The sequence below is a fragment of the Endozoicomonas elysicola genome, assembly GCF_000710775.1.
GTDB lineage: Bacteria > Pseudomonadota > Gammaproteobacteria > Pseudomonadales > Endozoicomonadaceae > Endozoicomonas > Endozoicomonas elysicola.
Map to the genome: position 1 here is coordinate 296,472 of NZ_JOJP01000001.1, position 19,494 is coordinate 315,965.

General features: G+C 48.3%; 16 protein-coding genes. 1 reads left to right on the forward strand and 15 read right to left on the reverse strand.

What is annotated here, in order from left to right:
• The first annotated feature begins 1 nt into the window (after nt 1).
• Entirely contained in the window at nt 2–3,130 is a 3,129-nt protein-coding gene (locus tag GV64_RS01290; RefSeq protein ID WP_020582005.1) for an efflux RND transporter permease subunit, read from the forward strand.
• Nucleotides 3,131–3,172: 42 nt separating this feature from the next.
• On the opposite strand, the gene yieH is transcribed toward GV64_RS01290, so the two are convergent.
• From yieH to GV64_RS01365, 15 genes are all read right to left on the reverse strand, one after another.
• Entirely contained in the window at nt 3,173–3,829 is a 657-nt protein-coding gene (yieH, locus tag GV64_RS01295; protein WP_020582004.1) for a 6-phosphogluconate phosphatase, read from the reverse strand.
• Between the two features lie 87 nt (nt 3,830–3,916).
• A complete protein-coding gene (gene caiE / locus GV64_RS01300) occupies nt 3,917–4,513 on the reverse strand; it encodes a carnitine operon protein CaiE (protein ID WP_020582003.1) in 597 nt (198 codons plus the stop codon).
• A 120-nt stretch (nt 4,514–4,633) separates the two neighbouring features.
• Nucleotides 4,634–4,921: a 4Fe-4S dicluster domain-containing protein gene (locus GV64_RS01305; protein WP_020582002.1), complete on the reverse strand. Its 288-nt coding sequence runs from the start codon at nt 4,919–4,921 to the stop codon at nt 4,634–4,636.
• Nucleotides 4,918–6,204, reverse strand: coding sequence for an FAD-dependent oxidoreductase (locus GV64_RS01310; protein ID WP_020582001.1), 1,287 nt, complete (start codon nt 6,202–6,204; stop codon nt 4,918–4,920). Before GV64_RS01310 ends, GV64_RS01305 begins: the two co-directional genes overlap by 4 nt.
• 78 nt (nt 6,205–6,282) lie before the next feature.
• Nucleotides 6,283–7,881, reverse strand: coding sequence for a sodium:solute symporter family protein (locus GV64_RS01315; protein ID WP_020582000.1), 1,599 nt, complete (start codon nt 7,879–7,881; stop codon nt 6,283–6,285).
• A complete protein-coding gene (locus GV64_RS01320) occupies nt 7,878–8,075 on the reverse strand; it encodes a hypothetical protein (RefSeq protein WP_020581999.1) in 198 nt (65 codons plus the stop codon). Before GV64_RS01320 ends, GV64_RS01315 begins: the two co-directional genes overlap by 4 nt.
• 127 nt (nt 8,076–8,202) lie before the next feature.
• Nucleotides 8,203–9,150 (reverse strand): electron transfer flavoprotein subunit alpha, encoded by a 948-nt coding sequence (locus GV64_RS01325; protein ID WP_020581998.1) that lies wholly within the window; start codon nt 9,148–9,150, stop codon nt 8,203–8,205.
• 11 nt (nt 9,151–9,161) lie between these two features.
• A complete protein-coding gene (fixA, locus tag GV64_RS01330) occupies nt 9,162–9,941 on the reverse strand; it encodes a putative electron transfer flavoprotein FixA (RefSeq protein ID WP_201772455.1) in 780 nt (259 codons plus the stop codon).
• An 88-nt stretch (nt 9,942–10,029) separates the two neighbouring features.
• Nucleotides 10,030–10,881, reverse strand: coding sequence for a MaoC/PaaZ C-terminal domain-containing protein (locus GV64_RS01335; protein WP_020581996.1), 852 nt, complete (start codon nt 10,879–10,881; stop codon nt 10,030–10,032).
• Between the two features lie 41 nt (nt 10,882–10,922).
• Nucleotides 10,923–11,774, reverse strand: coding sequence for a MaoC/PaaZ C-terminal domain-containing protein (locus tag GV64_RS01340; protein WP_020581995.1), 852 nt, complete (start codon nt 11,772–11,774; stop codon nt 10,923–10,925).
• 116 nt (nt 11,775–11,890) lie between these two features.
• A complete protein-coding gene (caiC, locus tag GV64_RS01345; protein ID WP_020581994.1) occupies nt 11,891–13,543 on the reverse strand; it encodes a crotonobetaine/carnitine-CoA ligase in 1,653 nt (550 codons plus the stop codon).
• Nucleotides 13,544–13,722: 179 nt separating this feature from the next.
• Nucleotides 13,723–14,940: an L-carnitine CoA-transferase gene (caiB, locus tag GV64_RS01350; protein ID WP_034843901.1), complete on the reverse strand. Its 1,218-nt coding sequence runs from the start codon at nt 14,938–14,940 to the stop codon at nt 13,723–13,725.
• 88 nt (nt 14,941–15,028) lie between these two features.
• On the reverse strand, nt 15,029–16,165 hold the full coding sequence (caiA, locus tag GV64_RS01355) for a crotonobetainyl-CoA dehydrogenase (RefSeq protein ID WP_020581992.1): 1,137 nt from the start codon (nt 16,163–16,165) through the stop codon (nt 15,029–15,031).
• A 50-nt stretch (nt 16,166–16,215) separates the two neighbouring features.
• Nucleotides 16,216–17,730 (reverse strand): L-carnitine/gamma-butyrobetaine antiporter, encoded by a 1,515-nt coding sequence (gene caiT / locus GV64_RS01360; protein ID WP_020581991.1) that lies wholly within the window; start codon nt 17,728–17,730, stop codon nt 16,216–16,218.
• Between the two features lie 874 nt (nt 17,731–18,604).
• A complete protein-coding gene (locus GV64_RS01365; RefSeq protein ID WP_034843904.1) occupies nt 18,605–19,453 on the reverse strand; it encodes a MurR/RpiR family transcriptional regulator in 849 nt (282 codons plus the stop codon).
• Nucleotides 19,454–19,494 lie beyond the last annotated feature (41 nt).

A 19,494-nucleotide genomic window follows, 5' to 3' on the forward strand; every position in this document is an offset into this window, starting at 1 on the left:
TATGAAGTCACTTCTACCGTTTTTTATTGCACGCCCTAAAATCGTCAACCTACTGGTCGGCTGTGTGTTCCTTGCAGGGTTTCTTTTACTGGATGGCTTGCGGTACGAATACAACCCCCGGGTTGATATGGGTACCGTCAACATCACCACAACCCGCCTCGGGAGTGGCCCTGAAGAAATTGAACGGTCCATTACCATGCCCATTGAAGAAGAGCTGCTAAAGGTTGAGGGCATCGAAAAGATATTCTCCAGCTCCATGGATGGCATGTCGGTCATTACCGCACGGCTGGATATCAATTACCATGATAAAACCCTTCTGCTGTCTGATATTCAGAAAGCGGTTGATCGTGCCTATACCCGTCTTCCCCAGGATTTGCTGGACAAACCCCTCATAGAAGAACAGTCCACCCAGAAGACACCGGTTATAGAGATCCACCTTGTAGGTAATGTCAGTGAAGAGATACTGCGTGCCTCTGCACGAAAAGTAGCTGAAGGCCTTCGTGAGGTAGAGGGAGTTTCTGGGGAGCATCGCATTGGCTATCGACGCAGTGAGGTGAAAGTATTCCTTTCTCCTGAAAAATTGACTCAGCTGGGTATTTCTATCGATGAGGTACGCAAGGCTATTGTTTCACGTAATGTGAGAGACTCAGGAGGCTCTCTGTCCAGCTTTAATGCTGAAAAGAAAGTCATTTCAGTTGGCCAGTTCCAACAGCCTAAAGATATTGAATCCGTGATTATCCGAGCTTATGAACCCGGTAATGTTGTACGCGTCAGCGATGTTGCCAGTGTCATAAGTGGTTACGGTGACTGGGAGGTTGAGAGTCGTACCGATGGCCGCCGGTCTATCATCCTGCAGGTTCATAAAAAACCGACATCCGATGAACTTCATACCGCCAGTAATGTACGAAATTATATCGAGCGGATGCGCGCACAAATGCCTGCTGGCATTGAGCTGATTGATGTAAACGACATTTCACGTTTGACGATACAAATGCTCGATGTCCTGGTAAGCAATGCAGCCCTTGGTCTGGCGCTGGTGTTGGTGATTCTTTATGTAACACTGTCACCTCGTCTCGCATTCTGGGTGGCAATGGGACTACCCTTCTCGATCATTCTGACCTTTCTTACCATTGATGCACTGGGTATCAGTGTCAACGCCATCAACCTGGTTGCCATCATTTTGATGCTGGGAATTCTGGTAGATGATGCAGTGGTGGTTGGAGAGTCTGTTCAATATCAGCGGGAGCTGGGTTTATCCGGGCCTGAAGCAGCAATAAAGGGAACTCAATCTGTTGCTAAACCGGTAATGTTCGCGGTACTGACCACAATTCTGGCATTTGTGCCCATGCTGGCCATGGGTGGGCGGGACGGTGCATTTATGAAGGACTTTCCTATCGCCGTTCTGATTGTTCTCACCGTATCGCTATTTGAATCTCAATATATTTTGCCCACGCACCTGGCTCATAAAAGTGGCAGCATCGAGCAGAAACAGAGTCGCTTTCTCAGCCGCTGGTCATCAATCTATGAAAAGGTCATTTCAACACTGATCCGGCACAGCAGGAAAAGTACGCTGGCTTTTATCGTGGTATTTATCGGTGTAATGGCTTTTGGTGCATCCACCATTAATTTTCAGCTCTATCCAGCAGTGGATATTGATAATGTCAATGTCAAAATTGAACTGCCAGCAGGCTCCCGTATGACCGATACACGGGAAGTAGTATCTGCACTGGAAACGCGGGCAAGGGAGCTGATTCCTGCTTCTGACCTGCTGAATATCACCTCTCAAATTGGTCATCACGATACTGATTTTTATGGAGCCACAGAGGGTCGCAGTGAGTCCTGGGCCTTGATGATTGTGCAGTTAAAACCGCTCAGCCAGCGTACGGTAAAAACTCACGAGATGGTTGAACTGCTTCGTACTGAGCTGAAAAAAGTATCACCGGTTACCCATTTGGTAGTCGAGCCTCAAACCGATATCCCTGTGACAGACAAGCCAATACAGGTTGAGTTCATCAGCAGTGAGGAATCCCGTTTCCCTGCAGCACAGAAGCTGCTGGACTATCTTGAGCAGCACCCAGCAGTGACCGAGTCCTGGTCAAGCTTTAAGCCCGGCAGGGATGTAGTAGACCTGACGTTTAATTATGAGCTGCTGGCATCCAGAGGCCTGACGGTTCGTGAGATCACCGATGCAGTTCGTGTGGCGATGGATGGGCTGATTGTTGATGAGTTACAGACGCTGGATGAACGAATCTACTATCGCCTGCAATACCCTCCCAGCCGTGAAAGCCAGCTGTCCACTCTGGAGAATCTGAGTATCATCAATCATCGAGGAGAACAGATTTTTCTCAATAGCCTTGTGGAATTTAACTGGCGCTCTGGTGAGGCAGATATCAAACACTACCAGGGACGCCGTACCACAACAGTGTACGCAGAGATGGATACAGCGGTGATGTCTCTGGAACAGTTAAATCAGGACGTCAGTGACTTTATCGCAACTCAAAGCTGGCCACAGACCCACCCGGACCTCCGTGTATACCAAGGAGGCGCTCTTGTTCAACAGGCCGATTCCCTGGGACGGATGGGGGATGCATTTCTGATCTGTCTGCTGGCAATTTTCATTGCCCTCGTGTTGTTATTCAACTCATACAGCCAGCCAGCACTGGTACTGTTATGCCTACCTTTTGGTGTGATGGGTGTGGTTCTGGGCTTTGGCTTACAGGGTATTGATATGGGCTATGTTGCACTGACCGGAGTACTGGGACTTATGGGTGTACTGGTCAATGACTCGCTGGTTCTACTTCATACGCTCAACAATCAGAAAACCGATAGGGCCTCGTTGTTGAGTAATTCAGAAATTGCCGCCGGTGCGGCCATGCGTTTTCGACCTATTGTGATTACCTCACTGACGACAGTAGCCGGATTAATTCCAACCGCATACGGAATAGCTGGGACGAATTCTTATATAACACCAATGGTTATGGCGATGGCCTGGGGGGTTGGCTTTGGTATGTTTGTCACCTTATTGCTCTTACCCTGTCTCTACACAATTGATCGCGATATTAAGGCCTATTTCCATCGCCGATCAGAAGCAAAGAAAGATCTGAGCTGGCAAAATTCTGAGCAAGTTTAGGTTCTGTATTTTTCTGAAAATTCAGCACCCGAACACAACAGGCTAATCTGCCTGAAGCAATAAGCTTGGCAGCGCTTCCATATTCGCAAATCGGGTTACCAGTGGATGATTTACCGGTTCGGAATGTTCATCCCTGCAGTAATGGAAAACAGGGATACCTGCATTGATACCTGCCATCACGCCAGGTACGGAGTCTTCGACCAGAACGCATTTTCCCAAATTGACGCCCATGCCTTTTGCAGCATAAGCCAGTAATCCAGGGTCTGGCTTCCAACAATTAGCATCAAATGCACTGAACAGCTTTCCTTCAAATCTTGGCAGTAGCCCGGTCAGCCCCAGAGTATGTTCCATCTTGCTGGCCGGCCCATTGGATGCCACACAGATGGGCATCTGGATCTTCTCCAACATCAGAGGTACACCATTCACAGGTGTCAGATATTTATCAAACAGTTGTCGCAACTCTTCCCGATACTCTTTCTCAAGCTCTGCCAAATTAAGAGACAGATGATGATCACCACAGATGGCTGTCAGGATCTCCACCATCTTGCCGCCTTTGTATTTAGTCAGGCACTCTTCCAGCGTGATTAGAGCACGGTAGCGGGTAAAAACATTGACCAGTCCCTGGTTACACAAAATCTCGCTATCGACGAGTGTTCCATCACAGTCGAAGATTACACACTCAATGGTTTTTGGGGTCATTTCAAAAGTTTTTTATCTACTGAAGTTACAATAATGCCCATATAGCAGGTGACTATATGGGCACCAAATACGTTGTAACAAGCTCTATCAGGCTGATATTTTAGGCTTCACGTCAGTGGTACCCATCAGCCGAGGTCGGTTCAACTCCATTTCAACCAATGGCATCACCTCTTTCATGGTTTTGCCAGAGCGGATGGCCAGGTCCTGATACTCTTTGGTATTCAAACCTTTCCAGTGCATATCCTGATCAGACACCTGACGAACCGGTTTGGCCGGTGAACCAATCAAAAGCTGTCTTGCTTCACCCTGAAAGCCAGCTTTCACAAAACTCATGGCCGCTACAATGCTCTCTTCCCCGATAACAGCACCGTCCATTACCACCGAGTTCATGCCAACCAGTGCATTTCGACGGATGACACAACCGTGAAGAATAGCGCCATGGCCGATATGTCCATCACGTTCGACAACCGTGTCCATATCGCAGTAGCCATGCATTACACAGCCATCCTGAAGGTTGGCACCCTCCTCCAGAATCAAGCGACCATAGTCGCCTCTCAGACTGGCAACAGGGCCAATATAAACACCCGGCCCGACAATCACATCACCAATCAACACCGCGGTTGGATGGACATAGGCAGTAGGGTCTACCACCGGTACCAGTCCTTCAAACTCATAACAGGGCATTTCGATAACTCCCTTAAAAAACGCTGCCCGTCACCCGCTGCCCGCTTCCCGTATAAGCGAAGGTTATCCTGGCTTTTACGGACGACGGGCAGCGGGAGGCGCGTAGCGTTTTAAAATTACTCAGCCGTAGCGGAACTCAATACCAAAGGTACCCTGTGGGTAGTGCCATTTTTTGATAATGGTGTCACCACAGAGAATACGACAGGTACCACACTCCAGGCAGCCAGCGGAGTCAAAATGGATATTGCCATTTTCGTCACGCTTATAAAGACCAGCAGGGCAGGCAGCTTCCAGCTTGGCAAATTCTGCCGGATCCGGATTCTCAACCAGTTCGATATGAGGATTGCCTTCATCAACAAAGAATTTGTTAATGCCCAGCTTTACATCAACATTGACCTTCTCGCTCATAGCGCAGTCGCTCCCTTGAAGCCATCTTTAATCAGGTTCATGAAACCGGCCTGCTTCAGGTGAGGCATCACAATTTTCCGCAGTGGAGCAGAAGTGCCGTTCATGGTGTAAAGGTCTTTCATGATGCCGGTCATCATGGTTGGATACTGGTTAAACATTCTTGGGTTATCCAGGAAGCCGGGAACCTTCTTATAGAGCTGAAGGTCTTTCATCACAAAGCTGTTATCCAGCGTTGTTTTGTAGGAGGCCAGACCCGCTTCACTGAAGTCGCCCGCCTCTTTAGCCTTGATGATGGCATTGGCAGCTGCTTCACCGGAGGCAATGGCCAGGTCCATTCCCCGAATGGTAAAGCCAATATTCAGACAGAGACCTGCGGCATCACCGGCAATCAGAACGCCATCACCCACCATCTTCGGCACCATGTCATAACCACCTTCCGGTACAACGTGGGCAGAATATTCTACGGTCTTACCACCAGCGATCAGCGGCTTAACGGTTGGATGATTTTTGAAGTCTTCCATCATCTGAGGAATGCTTTTGCTGACCTTGTCAATGTTATGCAGACCAAACACCAGCCCCAGAGAAACGCTGTCTTCATTGGTGTACAGGAAGCCACCACCCATCTGGCCATCAGAAGGTGAGCCAACAAACAGCCAGGCAGCACCTTCATTATCCATGCAACCAAAACGATCATTGATCTGCTGGCGGCTCAGCTCAATGACTTCCTTAACACCCACACCGGTGTTGTGTGCATTTACACCGGTCACCATGCCCAGCTTCTGGCCCAGCATGGAGTTCACACCATCGGCAAGAAGCACAACATCGGCTTCCATCTCTTCGCCACCGGCAATAACACCACAGACCTTACCGTCGCGAACAATCAGATCATCAACATGAACACCCGGAACAATGCTGGCACCTTCAGATTCAGCTTGTTCTGCCAGCCACTGATCAAATTTTGAACGCAGCACAGCATAAGAGCGACTGCCTGGATCTGCGGCTTCAGGGCTTGCATAGTCAAGCGTCACACTGCTGCTGCCATCCATAAAAGAGACCTTCTCATGGACAATGCAGCGCTCAACAGGAGCTTCTTCAGCAAAGTTGGGGAAGATTTTCTCGATACTGTGGGCATAAAGGCGACCACCGGTCACATTCTTTGACCCTGGAAAGTTGCCCCGTTCAATAACCAGTGTTTCCAGACCGGCCTTGGCTAACAGGTACGCACTGATGCAACCGGCAAGTCCTGCCCCGACAATGATTACATCAAATTTATCTTCGGACATGGTGTCCCCTCACTTCTAACGATATGCACCTGGTAGTGCAATTCCATTTATTGATTAAACTTTTCCGGCCCACGCTGTTTATTGGCTTAAAAGAGCGTTATATGGGATGGCCCAGTAATAGATAAGAAAGGTGGAAACCAATACCCCGGCAGCCACCATAATCCAGCCGTAGTAGCGACTTCTGACATACTCTGCCGCCACCGTTTCTGATGCGGGTATCTGGTGAATTTTGTCCTGGTAAGTAATCTCTTCGATGGTCTTGGTCTGGCCTTTTGAGCCCCAGATACCAAGCACGATACTGATGGCTACGCCAATAAAGAAAGGATCAAAAAGATTAACCAATGGCACACCGGCCAGCTCTTTAAGCAGCTTAGCGACCATATACCCAAAGAAACCGCCCGCCATGGCCAGGTAAGCGCCACGTTCTGTCAGCTTCTTACTCCAGACACTGGCAAAAGCAACGTAACCCCAGGATGCCGCGATGATCGTGCTGGCAAACCAGGCAATGACACGGATACTGGCCATATCCATACTGGCAATCATCAGTGACAGTAAACTGACCAGCAGCATCATCCCACGGGTGAAGCGCAGTTGTGATTTCTCACTGGCAAACTTGATATTCAGAATATCGCTGGACAGGCTGAAGCCCACCACCGACAGAAAAGTACATGCTGAAGTAAGACCGGCAGTCAGAATACCCGCGAGCAGAGCTACACCCACCAGCGGAGGCATTAACTCCATGGCAGCCCAGATCATGACCTTTTCAGGCTGATCCATCGCTGGATTCACAGGAATGACACTGATGGACATCAGATAGAGGTAGAGCAGAAAAATTACCGTCAGCAGCGCCATCATCACACTGGAGCGCAGAATCACATGTTCATTTCGCGCCATCAGGTTCCGGCCAGCCTGCCAGGGGCTGACGGCAACGGTTACCAGCCAGATAATGCCCATGGTGATGCCGTAAAACACCATATCAAACTCGGAGCCACCACGAGGGTTACCGTGGTAATCCAGCAGTCCCGGTGGCGTTTCTGGATTACGGGCCAGCGTATCAAGCAGATTCTCAAGACCACCTGCGGCTTCAAATACATAAGGCCCGGCAAAGATCGTGATGCCCAGGAAGAACAGGCACATAACGGTGTCTGTCAATACGCTTCCACGAGCACCGGAATAGAAGGTAAACAGGGTGATGCCGACCCAGGCAATCAAAAGACAGGTTATACGACTGTAACCAGTTAATGTTTCCATCAGCAGGCCGGTACCCTGTAGAACACTGATCAGATAAGCGAACAGGGAGGCTACCGTAATCATGGCAGCCAACCGGCGAATACGAAGGCTGTTAAACCGATTAGAAAAATAGGTAGGCATGGTATTAACCATGGCCCTGCGAATATAGCGACCAAAAAACAGGCCACCGATCACATACCCTCCGGCACAGAGCGTATTCAGTAAAAGCATGGTGGTAATGTTGCCACCGTAGCTGAAAGCGGTATCCCCCATAAACCCATTAGTACTGAGCATGGAGGCAAATAAGGTGCAGGTAATAAATAACGTGGGAGCATTGCGACCGCAGACATAATAATCATCAATGCCTTTAACCTTCATTCCGGCGTATGCACCAATCAACACGAATACAACAATGCTGACAAGAACGCCGGCGGCATAAATACTCATAACCCACTTCCCACAGGTGCGCCCGGTAATGCTTCCGGTGCTGTCACAGATGTTTCTTCAATATTGTTACTATCAATGCTTTGCTGATTGTTAGAGTTGTGTCTTTTTTGCTCAAGATATAAGACTCTATTCATCAACAGGCCAACACCTGACAGAAAGCTGCCAATAAACAATGAAAAAATGATTTCACCCATGATTGAACGTCTCCCTGCCAGTTATAAGAGCGCTTTCCGCAACCCGCTGGCCGCTTCCCGTAAAAGCATATGTCTTATCTTTTTCGGGGAGCAGGCAGCGGAGACCGGACGGCGAATCAGCTGATGCTTATTTCTCGCCAAACGCAGCAGTCAGTGCTGGCACGATCTTGTAAAGATCGCCAACAATGCCGTAGTCCGCGTATTGGAAGATCGGAGCATTTTTGTCCTTGTTCACTGCAACAATCACCTGGGCACTGTTGGCAGCAACCATGTGCTGGATCTGTCCGGAAATACCCAGTGCCAGATACAGTTCTGGTTTTGGCATCACACCGGAGATACCCACATAACGCTCTTGCTCCAGCCACTTCTCGCTCTCAGCGATTGGACGGGAACAACCCAGCTCAGCATCAATGGCAGCACCCAGGGCTTCAGCCATGGCAATGTCTTCTTTCTTGGCAATACCACGGCCGATACTAACGATACGCTTGGCCTTACCCAGGTCTACCTGAGTAGCCTGCTTAGGCTGACGCTCCAGACACTTGATGGCTGCTTTTGGTGCAACGAATTCAACGTTGATGGTTTCACCGGTTCTGGCAGCGTCTTCGCTTTCAGGTGCAAATACACCACCACTGACAACCATCACGGCAAACGGAGAAGCCACTTTCTCCTGACCGTGGGCGAGACCACCGTAAACCATGCGCTTACCGGTAACACCACCGTCTTCAACGGTCACGTCATACGCTTCAGTTACCACACCCGCCTTCAGCTTAACGCCCAGCAGTGAAGCCAGAGCCTTACAGCAGCGAGTGCCTGGCAGCAGAATCAATGCAGAATCGGCAGCTTCAGAGATGGCCTTGGCCATGGTGTCAGCGTAATCTTCAACAATGCGTGAAGTTTCTCTGGCACCCAGCAGATAAACTTTGTCAGCACCCTGGGCGTAAGCTTTTGCTACATCACCATCTGTGCCAATAACAAAGGCAGAAACCGTATCACCCAGTTCGCGGGCACCGGCAAGTACTTCTGCCTGACGGGATTCGACGTCGCTGAAAACCCAAACGTTTGCAATCTTACTCATTGGTCAACCTATCAATTCAGAATTTTACGCAGGTGGCTTACCAGCTCAGCGATTTGATCTTCACCGTCGCCTTCAATCATGACGTTGAGGCGTTCTTTCTGCTTGGGTGCTTTGGTTTCCAGCAATTCAACCGATGCTGCACCCTGCGCCACGCCCAGCGCTGATGGTGTCATCGTACCTACTGGCTTCTTACCGGCAGCCAGAATGGCCTTCATGCCAGGAATCGCAGGGGTGTTGATGTCTGCAGAAACAGAGATAACGGCAGGCAGAGTGACTTCCAGCACTTCCACTTCACTTTCCAGTGCACGCTCAACCACCAGTTTGCCGTTGTTCGCGGAAACAATTTTGCTGACGCCGCTCAGGGTGGCGACATCCAGCAGTGCACCCAGACGGGTACCGACCTGCTGAGCCAGAAGGTCTCCGGAACCGTCACCACACAGGATCAGGTCAAAGCCAATCTCTCTGGCGGCAGTTGCCATCACTTCGGCCGTCTGCTCTGGAAGCAGATGCGTATAGGCATCATCCATAACCGCAGTCATGGCGTCAGGACCGCGGGACAAGATGTCCTTACGGGCCTTGCTGTTTTCCAGTGTCTTGTCACCCACGCTCAGAGCGGTGATGTGGGCTTCACCCACCAGGCCTTTTACTTCAACAGCTGCTTCAATAGCATTCAGATCAAATGGGCTGATCTTTGGCGTTGCACGGCTAACGTCCAGTGAGCCATCGGCCTGTACAACGATATCCTGCTCTTCAGGTACCAGTTTGCATCCAACAATAATTTTCATAGTCATTCAGCTTTCTACCTAAACTGCCCGGAGCACTCTGCCCCGGACATACTTCAAAACGACCTCTGCTCACCGGAACAGAGGGTATGCATCTTTATTTCCACTCAGCGAGGGCGTAATTCAGATATGCGATTTCTGGATCGTTGGCATCAATCACACGGAAGTGGATGGAGTTGTCATCCCACTTCCACATCTGGGTCTTGATGGTGCAGCCTGGGTACAGAGACTTGGTAATCCGAGTCTTGAAGCGGGTCAGGCGCTCAGGCTCACCAGGCAACAGCGTGTTGATGATGTGACGGCAGGCAAAACCGGCAGTACTTACTGCATGCAGGTTTGGCTTGGGATGGTCAAACTTCTGGGCATATTCCCAGTCAATGTGCTGAGGATGGTAGTCACCATTCAAACGGTAAATGATGGCCTGGTTCAGAGGCACCTGTTCCACAACTTCAAAGTCAGGCTCTCTCTCAGGAATCTCAACAATATCCGCTGGTGCTTTTGGACCACCGAAGCCACCGTCGTACAGACAGCAATCCCAGCTTTCATTGGTAAACAGCAGGGTGCCATCTTCATCAAAGGTCTCGCCAATATGCTGAGCCAGACAGCCACGACCTGGACCACGGTCATAAAGACCTTTCAGTAATACTTTGGTGCTGAGTTTGCCAGACAGCTTGGTCAGCGGCTGATGGAACTGAAGATCAAAGCCCCAGTGGAGGGAACCACCCCACTCAAAACCAAAGTCGATGGTTTTGGTGACTTCGCTGTCCACAATCGGCATGGCAGCAAACATCGGCAGAATTTTCTGATTCTTTTCGTAAACGTACTCAAGATCAGTCTTGCCATCGGCACCGGCACCACAGCCCAGGCCAAAGATAATCAGTTCACGGAAGTCATATTCCCGTTCAAAAGGGCCGTATGTTTTGCCCTGCATATCCAGTTTTAAAGCCATCGTCGTACTCCTGACGAAATTAATTTTTCAGTCGTTCGCCTTTATTGCCACTCAGCCAAGGCAAAATTCAAAAGAATGGTTTCAGGATTGTTGGCATCGACTACACGGAAGCGAACGGACTGGTCAGGCATTTCCCAGACCTGAGTGCGCACATCCATTCCCGGATAGCTGACGCCGGTAAAACGAAGTTTGAAACGCTTCATGCGTTCGGGACGACGTCCCATAAACTGATTAGTGATGTGTCTGAATGCCAGACCCGCCAGACCGAGGCCCATATAGAAAGGCTTTTCGTAACCAAACTCCTTGGCATATTCCCAGTCAGCGTGCAGGTGGTGATAGATACCAATCAGACGGAAAACCAGGGCACTGTTCAGGTTCAGGTGGTCATCAAATTCAAAGTCAGGGGCACGATCCGGCATCTCCACGATGTCCTGTGGTGCTTTAGGCCCACCAAAACCACCGTCGTATAGACAGATATCCCAGTTATCGATGGTCAGCAGTTTGTTGCCATCCTCATCGAAGGTTTCTCCGGTTTTCTGTGCCAGGCAGCCTCGGCCTTCACCTCGATCGTACAGACCGGTCAGAGTAATATTGGTGGTCAGCTTGCCTGCCTTTTTGACAAAGGGGTGATGGAATTTCATATCAATCCCCCAGTGCAGAACACCATCCCAGTTAAAACCGAAATTAATATCCTCGGTTACTTTGTCGGACGCATCGATAGTCGCCAGAAAGACAGGGTTTACCTTGAGGTCTTTTTCAAATGCCCAGTCCAGGTCGGTTTTACCATCCTGAGCGGCACCACTGCCCACCCCGAAAGCCAGCAGATCATTCAGGTCATACTGAGTTTCATAGGGTCCATATACCTTACCTACCAGATCTGTATTAATCGTCATGGTTTTGCTTCCGCGTCTATCGATATGTTTGTTTTTTATTCATCACATGCTGATGACAATCAGCATGCACACCATTCATCAAAAACCCGCATCAGACTTGTTCAACACATTCACTCTTAATTCAGTACGGTATCCACCCTGATTTCAGCTGTGTGATTCCGGTTAATCAGATAATTCTCAACTTGCTGGAATTCAGATCTGGAAAGCACTTCTTCTTTCAATACATTTTTCTGTACTTTTCCTGTACAGGTTCTTGGAAACTCTGTTCTGAATTCCACATGGGCTGGCACTTTAAAAGCCGCCATATGGGTTGAACAGAATTCAAGAATTTCTTCAGTGCTTAATGTTTCACCTTCTTTAAGAATGACAAACGCGTTAACCACTTCGTCATACATTTCATCTGGAATACCGATAACGGCGGCTTCAATAATTTTGGGATGGCAGACCAGTGCATTTTCAATTTCAGAGCTGGAAATATTTTCGCCGGAGCGCTTAATCAAATTGACATTACGGTCAACAAAATAGAAATAGCCGTCTTCATCCATGTAGCCGCTATCACCGGTATAAAGCCAACCATGACTGTCCAGTGCTTTTGCTGTTGCTTCCGGGTTGTTGTAATACTCTTTAAACAGCGTTTTTCCTGGTTCACCCTTGATGACAATTTCACCGGTGGTATTTGGTGTTGCTTCGTTACCCTGATCATCGACAATTTTGATTTCGTAGCAGAATCCGGGTCTGCCAATGGATGGCCAGCGACGCTCATAGCCGGGGGTATCACCCAGATTGCCAACGATGGTTTCGGTCATGCCATAAGACGTCAGCAGCCGTACACCAAAGCGCTCTGAAAACTGATCTTTTTCCAGCTCAGAAAGTGTCAGATAAAACATAACCTCCCGCAGACAGTGGCCCTTCTCCCAGGCTCTCTCTGGCTGCAGCATGAGGGTGCGAATCATCAGCGGAATACATTCGGTCACGGTTGCCCGGTAATGGCAGATCTGACTCCAGAAGCGAGATGCACTGTACTTCTCTATCAGGATCAGCGTGGCGCCTGAGGCAAACGTTGGCATCGCTGCAGTACATTGAAAATCAATGTGGCAGGCTGGCATGGTGCTCAGGTACCGGTCTTCTGAACGCAGAGAGCATAACCAGGAGGTATATATTCCGGAAAAGTTAAGGTTGTAGTGCGTAATCACCACACCTTTTGGTCGAGACGTTGTGCCCGACGTAAAAATAATCTCTACTGGATCACTGCTGTCTAAAGGAACTGTTTTTTCAAGTGTTGTTGATTGCTTTCTTAACAGGGCACCAAAATTCAAAGTACCAGCAGGTTCTTCATCTTCTTCAATTCGTGTGATCAGGATGTGCTCAAGAGGAATGCCATCCTTCTGGCTGATTTCCTGATAAAGAGAAACAAACTGCTTCTCAACAATGACCGTTTCTACCTGGCATTTCTTCAGAATATAGCTGGCTTCGTGGTGCAGGGACTGCACATTAATCGGAACGGTAATGGCTCCAATTTTCGCCAGACCAAACCAACTCATTAAAAATTCAGGGCTGTTGAATAACTGGGTAGCAACCCGGTCACCCTTTTTAACGCCCAGTTTCAGAAAGAGGTTTGCAGCCTGATTTATCTGATGATTAAACTCAGCGTATGAAAGTTCACTGGTTTTACCTGATACATCTTCAAAGACAATGGCTGTATTTTCAGCATACGCTTGAGCCAGCCGATCCCATGTATCACGTAAATTTTTATTGCCAACCAAGTCCAATGTAACACCTCATCGCTGAGCAATTCGCCTGCAAACCCCGGTTATTTATTCAAGGCATTCGGGTAGCTGCCGGAAAATCAGACGGTCTTTTCCGACAGTTCACCAAAATGCGCTCTTGCCCAGTTCACTCTTTCAAGTTCGGCTTTTAAAAAGCCAGCCAATAATCAAACGTTCGTCGTTTAATCAGCCAGCTTGACGGCACCGACTTCTGCCAGAGCATGGATCTCCTGATCCGAGTATCCGAGATCACTCAGAATACTTGCGGTGTCCATACCCCGTGATGGTGTGCTCCGCCAGATCTGTCCTGGGTTTTTGGTAAATTTAGGAACAATGTTTGAACCCTTGCACTTACCACCAGACAGCGTGTCCCACTCAACAATGTTTTCGCGGGCGATGTACTGTGGGTGGCTTTCCAGTTCAGGAATGGTCAGCACACGGGTCGCAGCGATGGTCATGGACTCCAGCAGCTCCAGCGTTTCATCGATGGTTTTCTCACCGAAGAATGCATCCAGCTTGTCTTCCAGAATCTGCCCCTGAGAACTATCAGCACGAATACCAGGAATACCTTCAGGAAACTCGTCAGTGCCCAGAATGTGGGTATGATCCAGAACCTCAAGCAACCTTCGGATCTGTGGACCACCTACCCAGGACATGGTGATACAGCCGTCATTACAGCGATAAACGCCACAACCTACCTGAGTTGGATCCTTACCTTTGGTTGTGCGGGGATAGAGCGTGCCGTTATTGAAGTAGTCGATCATGTAATAGTGGCTGACTCGCAGCAGAGCCTCATACATGGCAACGTCAACACTTTCACCTTCCCCGGTTCTTTTAGCATTGTGAAGTGCCGCCAGGGCGGAACTCAGCACCATGAAGCCGCTGATGTAGTCACCAGAGTATGGGAATGCAGGTACTGGCTGATCACCATCACCGTTCTGAACCAGGTAACCACTGAATGCCTGGGCAATGTGGTCATAAGAAGGCAGGTTGATGTACTGATCTTCACCGTACTGGCCATAACCTGATAGATGCACAATAACCAGCGACTTGTTGTGTTCCCACAGCAGTTCATCGGTCATACCACGGCGTTTGAAGGCTGGTCCTTTACTGGACTCGATAAAGATATCGGTGGTTTCCATCAGCTTGAGGAATGCTTTCTTGCCTTCCTCAGAGAAGATATCGATGGACAGACTGTGCAGATTACGGCGCGCCAGCTCGCGGTAATTTTTCATTACCCGGATGGTATCGGGATATTTGGTGTGCTCGATCCAGATAACTTCTGCACCCCATTCCGCCATCATCTGGGCTGGAAATGGGCCAGCAATTTCAAGCGCTGAAAAAACAACCCGGACCCCGTGCAAAGGGCCAAATTCCGGTGTAGACACCTTGTTGGACATTATTCATTCCCCCGCTAAGCAATATATTCACCTTCAGAAAGGTAACCCCGCAGGGTCAGCCCTTTCCAAAGGTTCAGTTAACGACAGATTAACGATACTTTTTCAGTACCTGGCGACCGAGAGTCAGAATCTGCATTTCGTCAGATCCACCGGAAACACGGTCAACCCGCAGGTCACGCCAGAAACGTCCAACGCGATGTCCAGTGATACCGATACCGCCCAGTACCTGCATGGCAGAGTCCACTACTTCGAAGGCAGCATTGGCACAGAAGTATTTACACATGGCAGCGTCACCGGAGTTCACAGTGCCGTTGTCGCACTTCCATGCAGTTTCATAAACCATGTTCTTCATGGCGTTCAGTTTGATCGCCATGTGAGCAAATTTTTCCTGGATCAGCTGAGTACGACCGATGGCTTCACCAAACTGGATACGCTGGTTTGCATACTTGGCAGCGTCTTCAAAGGCGCACAGGGCAACACCGTAGTTGGTGCAGGCTACCAGGAAGCGTTCAGCATCAAACTCTTCCTTAACACGGTTGAAGCCGTTGCCTTCAGAGCCAAACATGTCCTTCTCTTCCAGCTCAACGTTATCGAAAATCACTTCGCAGCAGCTGTCCATGCGCAGACCGATCTTGTCCAGTGGGTTCAGCTTGATGCCAGCCTTGCTCATATCCACGAACCACTCGGAGAAGACCGGTGAGTCTGGAGAAGCAGAGTCGCGGGCCATCACCACCAGGTAAGGACAGTGGGAGCTACTGGTGATAAAGCACTTGTGACCGTTCAGGTAAACTTTGCCATCCTTGCGGGTGTAAGTGGTTTTCAGACTACCTACGTCAGAACCGGCACTTGGCTCAGTAATGGCGGAGTTCCACATTTGTTCGCCAGTGCCGCGCAGAGCAAAAATCTTGTCGATCTGTTCCTGGGTACCATGACGCAGCATGGTATTGAAACCAGGCAGCTGATACAGAACGTAGGTAGGCGCACCGTGACGCCCAAGCTCTTCCCAGATAGCGGTCAGAGTAACCAGACCAGCATCCATACCGTCGTGTTCTTCTGGCAGCAGCATTGTGTCGATGCCCAGTTCAGCCAGAGCCTTCACCCAGCGCAGTGGGTATTCGTGCTTTTCGTCACATTCAACGAAGTAGGCTTCCCAGTTCTCTCTTTCCATCAGTTCGCGGACACCCGCAACAAACAGTTCCTGCTCGTCAGATAAATTAAAATCCATGTCTAATACTCTTCTTACTTAATTGACTATTGCTTCACTGAAAAACGGATTTACCAGCGATTCTTTTTGGCATCTTTCAGGAATGCCCAGATAACCAGAATATTTACGATGGCCAGTGGCGCGCCCCCTGCGATGATTGCTGTCTGCAGAGGCTTCAGGCCACCCAGAGCAAGCAGGGTAATACCCAGAATCCCCACCAGTAGAGACCAGCCAAGTCGAATCCACAGTGGTGGTTCGTCGTAACCAGTCGCTTCCTTACAGGTAGACATGGCCAGGGTGTAAGAACAGGCGTTTACCAAGGTGATCGTGGCCAGGAAACAGAGCACCAGGAAGACACCGATGGTGAAGGTGCTGAGTGGCAATGTTGCCCAGATTTCGATAATGGCCCGTGGTACATCGTTCTCACTGATGATGGTGCTGATATCCAGCAGTCCCTTGTGCATAACCTCAACGGTATAGCTGCCGAGGATGCCCCAGAGTGTCCATGTGGTCAGAGTCAGACCGCCCACCATGCCCAGACAGAGTTCACGTACCGTTCTGCCCTTGGAGATACGGGCAAGGAAGATGCACATCTGGATGCCGTAAATCATCCACCAGGCCCAGTAGAAGACGGTCCAGTTCTGAGGAAAACCACTCTCACCGATGGCATCGGTATAGAACAGCATCCTGCCGGCATTCATCAGGAGAACACCAAAGGAGTCGGTGAAGTAATTCAGAATAAAGGTGGTACCACCAACGATCAGAACCCAGGCAAGCACAAAGATACTCAGGTAGCTTCTCAGGTCACTGGCGATACGAATGCCTTTCTGAAGACCGAAGGCCACACAGATCGCGTTGAAAACAATAAGGAAAGAGATAATGGTCGCATCAACTTCCAGGCTACGCTCAATACCAAAAAGATACTCGATACACTCAGTAACCAGTGGTGTCGCCAGACCAAGACTGGTACCCATCGCCAGAATCAGCGCAACGATGTACAGGTTATCTACGAAGGTTCCAAAAAGGCCGTTACTGTGCTTTTCACCCACCAATGGTTCAATGGTCTTACTGGGGCGAATAACATTGACCTTTTTCACATACAGGAAGTAGCCAAAAGCAACACTTAACAGACTGTAGGTTGCCCAGGGTAAAGGTCCCCAGTGGAAGAGAGAGTAGGCAACACCGTATTCTTTTGCCTGTTGAGAGAAAGGTTCGATACCGAATGGAGGCGTGAGGATATAGTAATAAACTTCAATCGTACCCCAGAAAAGTACGGCTGCCGACGTACACGAGGCAAACATCATGAAGATCCAGCTGGCAGTACTGAATTCAGGCTCTTCATCACCCAGCTTTTTATTGGCATAAGGACCAAAGAGCAGCCAGAAATAGCCGCCCAGCATGATGACCATATACCACTCAAATGCCCAGGCCCATTTGTAGGTCACATATTGAAAGACCTGATTAATCACCTGATTAGCGGCATCCAGGTCCCGAACCGTGAAATAAATCAATATGGCAACAATAGCTAACGAAGGTATTGCTATCTTCGTATCTATTCTTATTGCCTTTTTTGGTTCAGCATCCATTCAAACTTCCCCCTATTAAAAGCCTTGAATAACATACTAAAAAGCTAATCTGATTTTTGGGTGTTCAATCTTTTTTCTATAAATAAATGTTTTCAACGATGGATCAATTGAATACTCAAAAACAGACTCTGAAACAGAAAATGAATAATCTGGAATAAAAATTAATTCAGAATTTTACGAATAACTCATCATGAAGAAGACCAGATCTTAAGGTCGCATAGCAGGACAACTGGTCTTTAAATGATCAACAACACATCATAGTAATAAATGTAACTTCTCCCATTCATCTTAACCAGGAGATAAAAAATAAGCGCTTCTATGAAGGCAGGCAGAATATAATATACTCACTATTTCCATAATTTGATTTGAAGCAATTATTGGATGAATAGTTTTTTCCTTTATCTTTCATTTACTATTCATAAACTTAAAGAGTTTTGAGTATTTTTTAAGCAACACAAAGCGTACGTCACTATTTATTAAAAAACAGATTAAATATTATTCAGGACAAATATTAATCTACTGATCATCAATTGATCACTGGCCAAAAAAAGCACTAATAAAACAGTCAAACTTATTAACCTAGATCAATTTCTCAATCATCAACGATAAAATACACCCCAATAGTTTGATGAGAATCATTTATTAACAATCAAAAGCTATTCGACGTGAAAAATACTTATTTTCCAGAAATAAAATAACATTCCTTATAAAAGTATTGCCGACGATACTCTATCTCTTTTTAACAACCCGATTCTCATTACTAAAATTCACTTTTTAGAAAAGCCTTTATAAAAATGACTCGTTTTTATAAAGGCTATTTGTGACAGGATTCTCATATTGAATTTCTGTATCCAGAAAGATACATAATCAAAAATCAACCGTTTTCCTGGTCCTCCTGACGGCAAAGTAACCCCATCACCAGACATTGAGCCAAGTGCATAGAGGTACTCAATGAACGCATCCCCATCATTTCCGCTTCTTTAACCTGAAGCCCGTGGGTAATCACTTCTTTGCAGGGATGGATACTGTGATCGGTCAGAACCAGAGATGGACAATGACGCTCATGGGCAATCTGAATGCACTCATTGGTCTCATCGGCATGTGGGTGGTAGCTGACTGCCAGCAGCAGGTCATTCTCAGTCAACCGCTTTAGCTGGTTTTTATGCATGGCACCCACACCATCGAGCAAGATAACATCGACATCTGCTCGCATCAGGGCATAGCAAAGGTAATACGCAACCGGAAAGGCACGACGAGCACCGGTTACATAAATAATACGGGCACTACTCATCAGGCCGAGCGCTTTATCAAAATCTGCAGGAGAAATATCAATCGATAGGTTCTCGATCGCAAGACTCTGCGGCCCAGAAAAAGCATCCAGCAAATGATGACCTTCTTTAATGGCGCCAGTCATTTCCGAAGCGTGTCGAACCCTCTCACGGTAACCACTGACTTGTCCCTTCAGCTGGCTGCGATATAGCTGTTGTAGTTCAGAGAAACCGGCAAAGCCAAAAAAGTTGGCAAAACGCACCAGCGTTGAAGGCGACACATCAATCTCACGGGCAATAACCACCAGGTTTTCCAGTGCAACCGTATTGGGATTCTGAACAAAAAAATCCGCAACCAAACGCAGGCGCTTACTCATTGAGTCGTAGCGATTGATGATGTCACTTTTCAGTTCTTCAAGTGTTTGAGGTGTTGCTGGCTTCAGCTTGGTATTCATATTCAATGACTTGTACTTGGTAATGGATCAAATGTGGATTC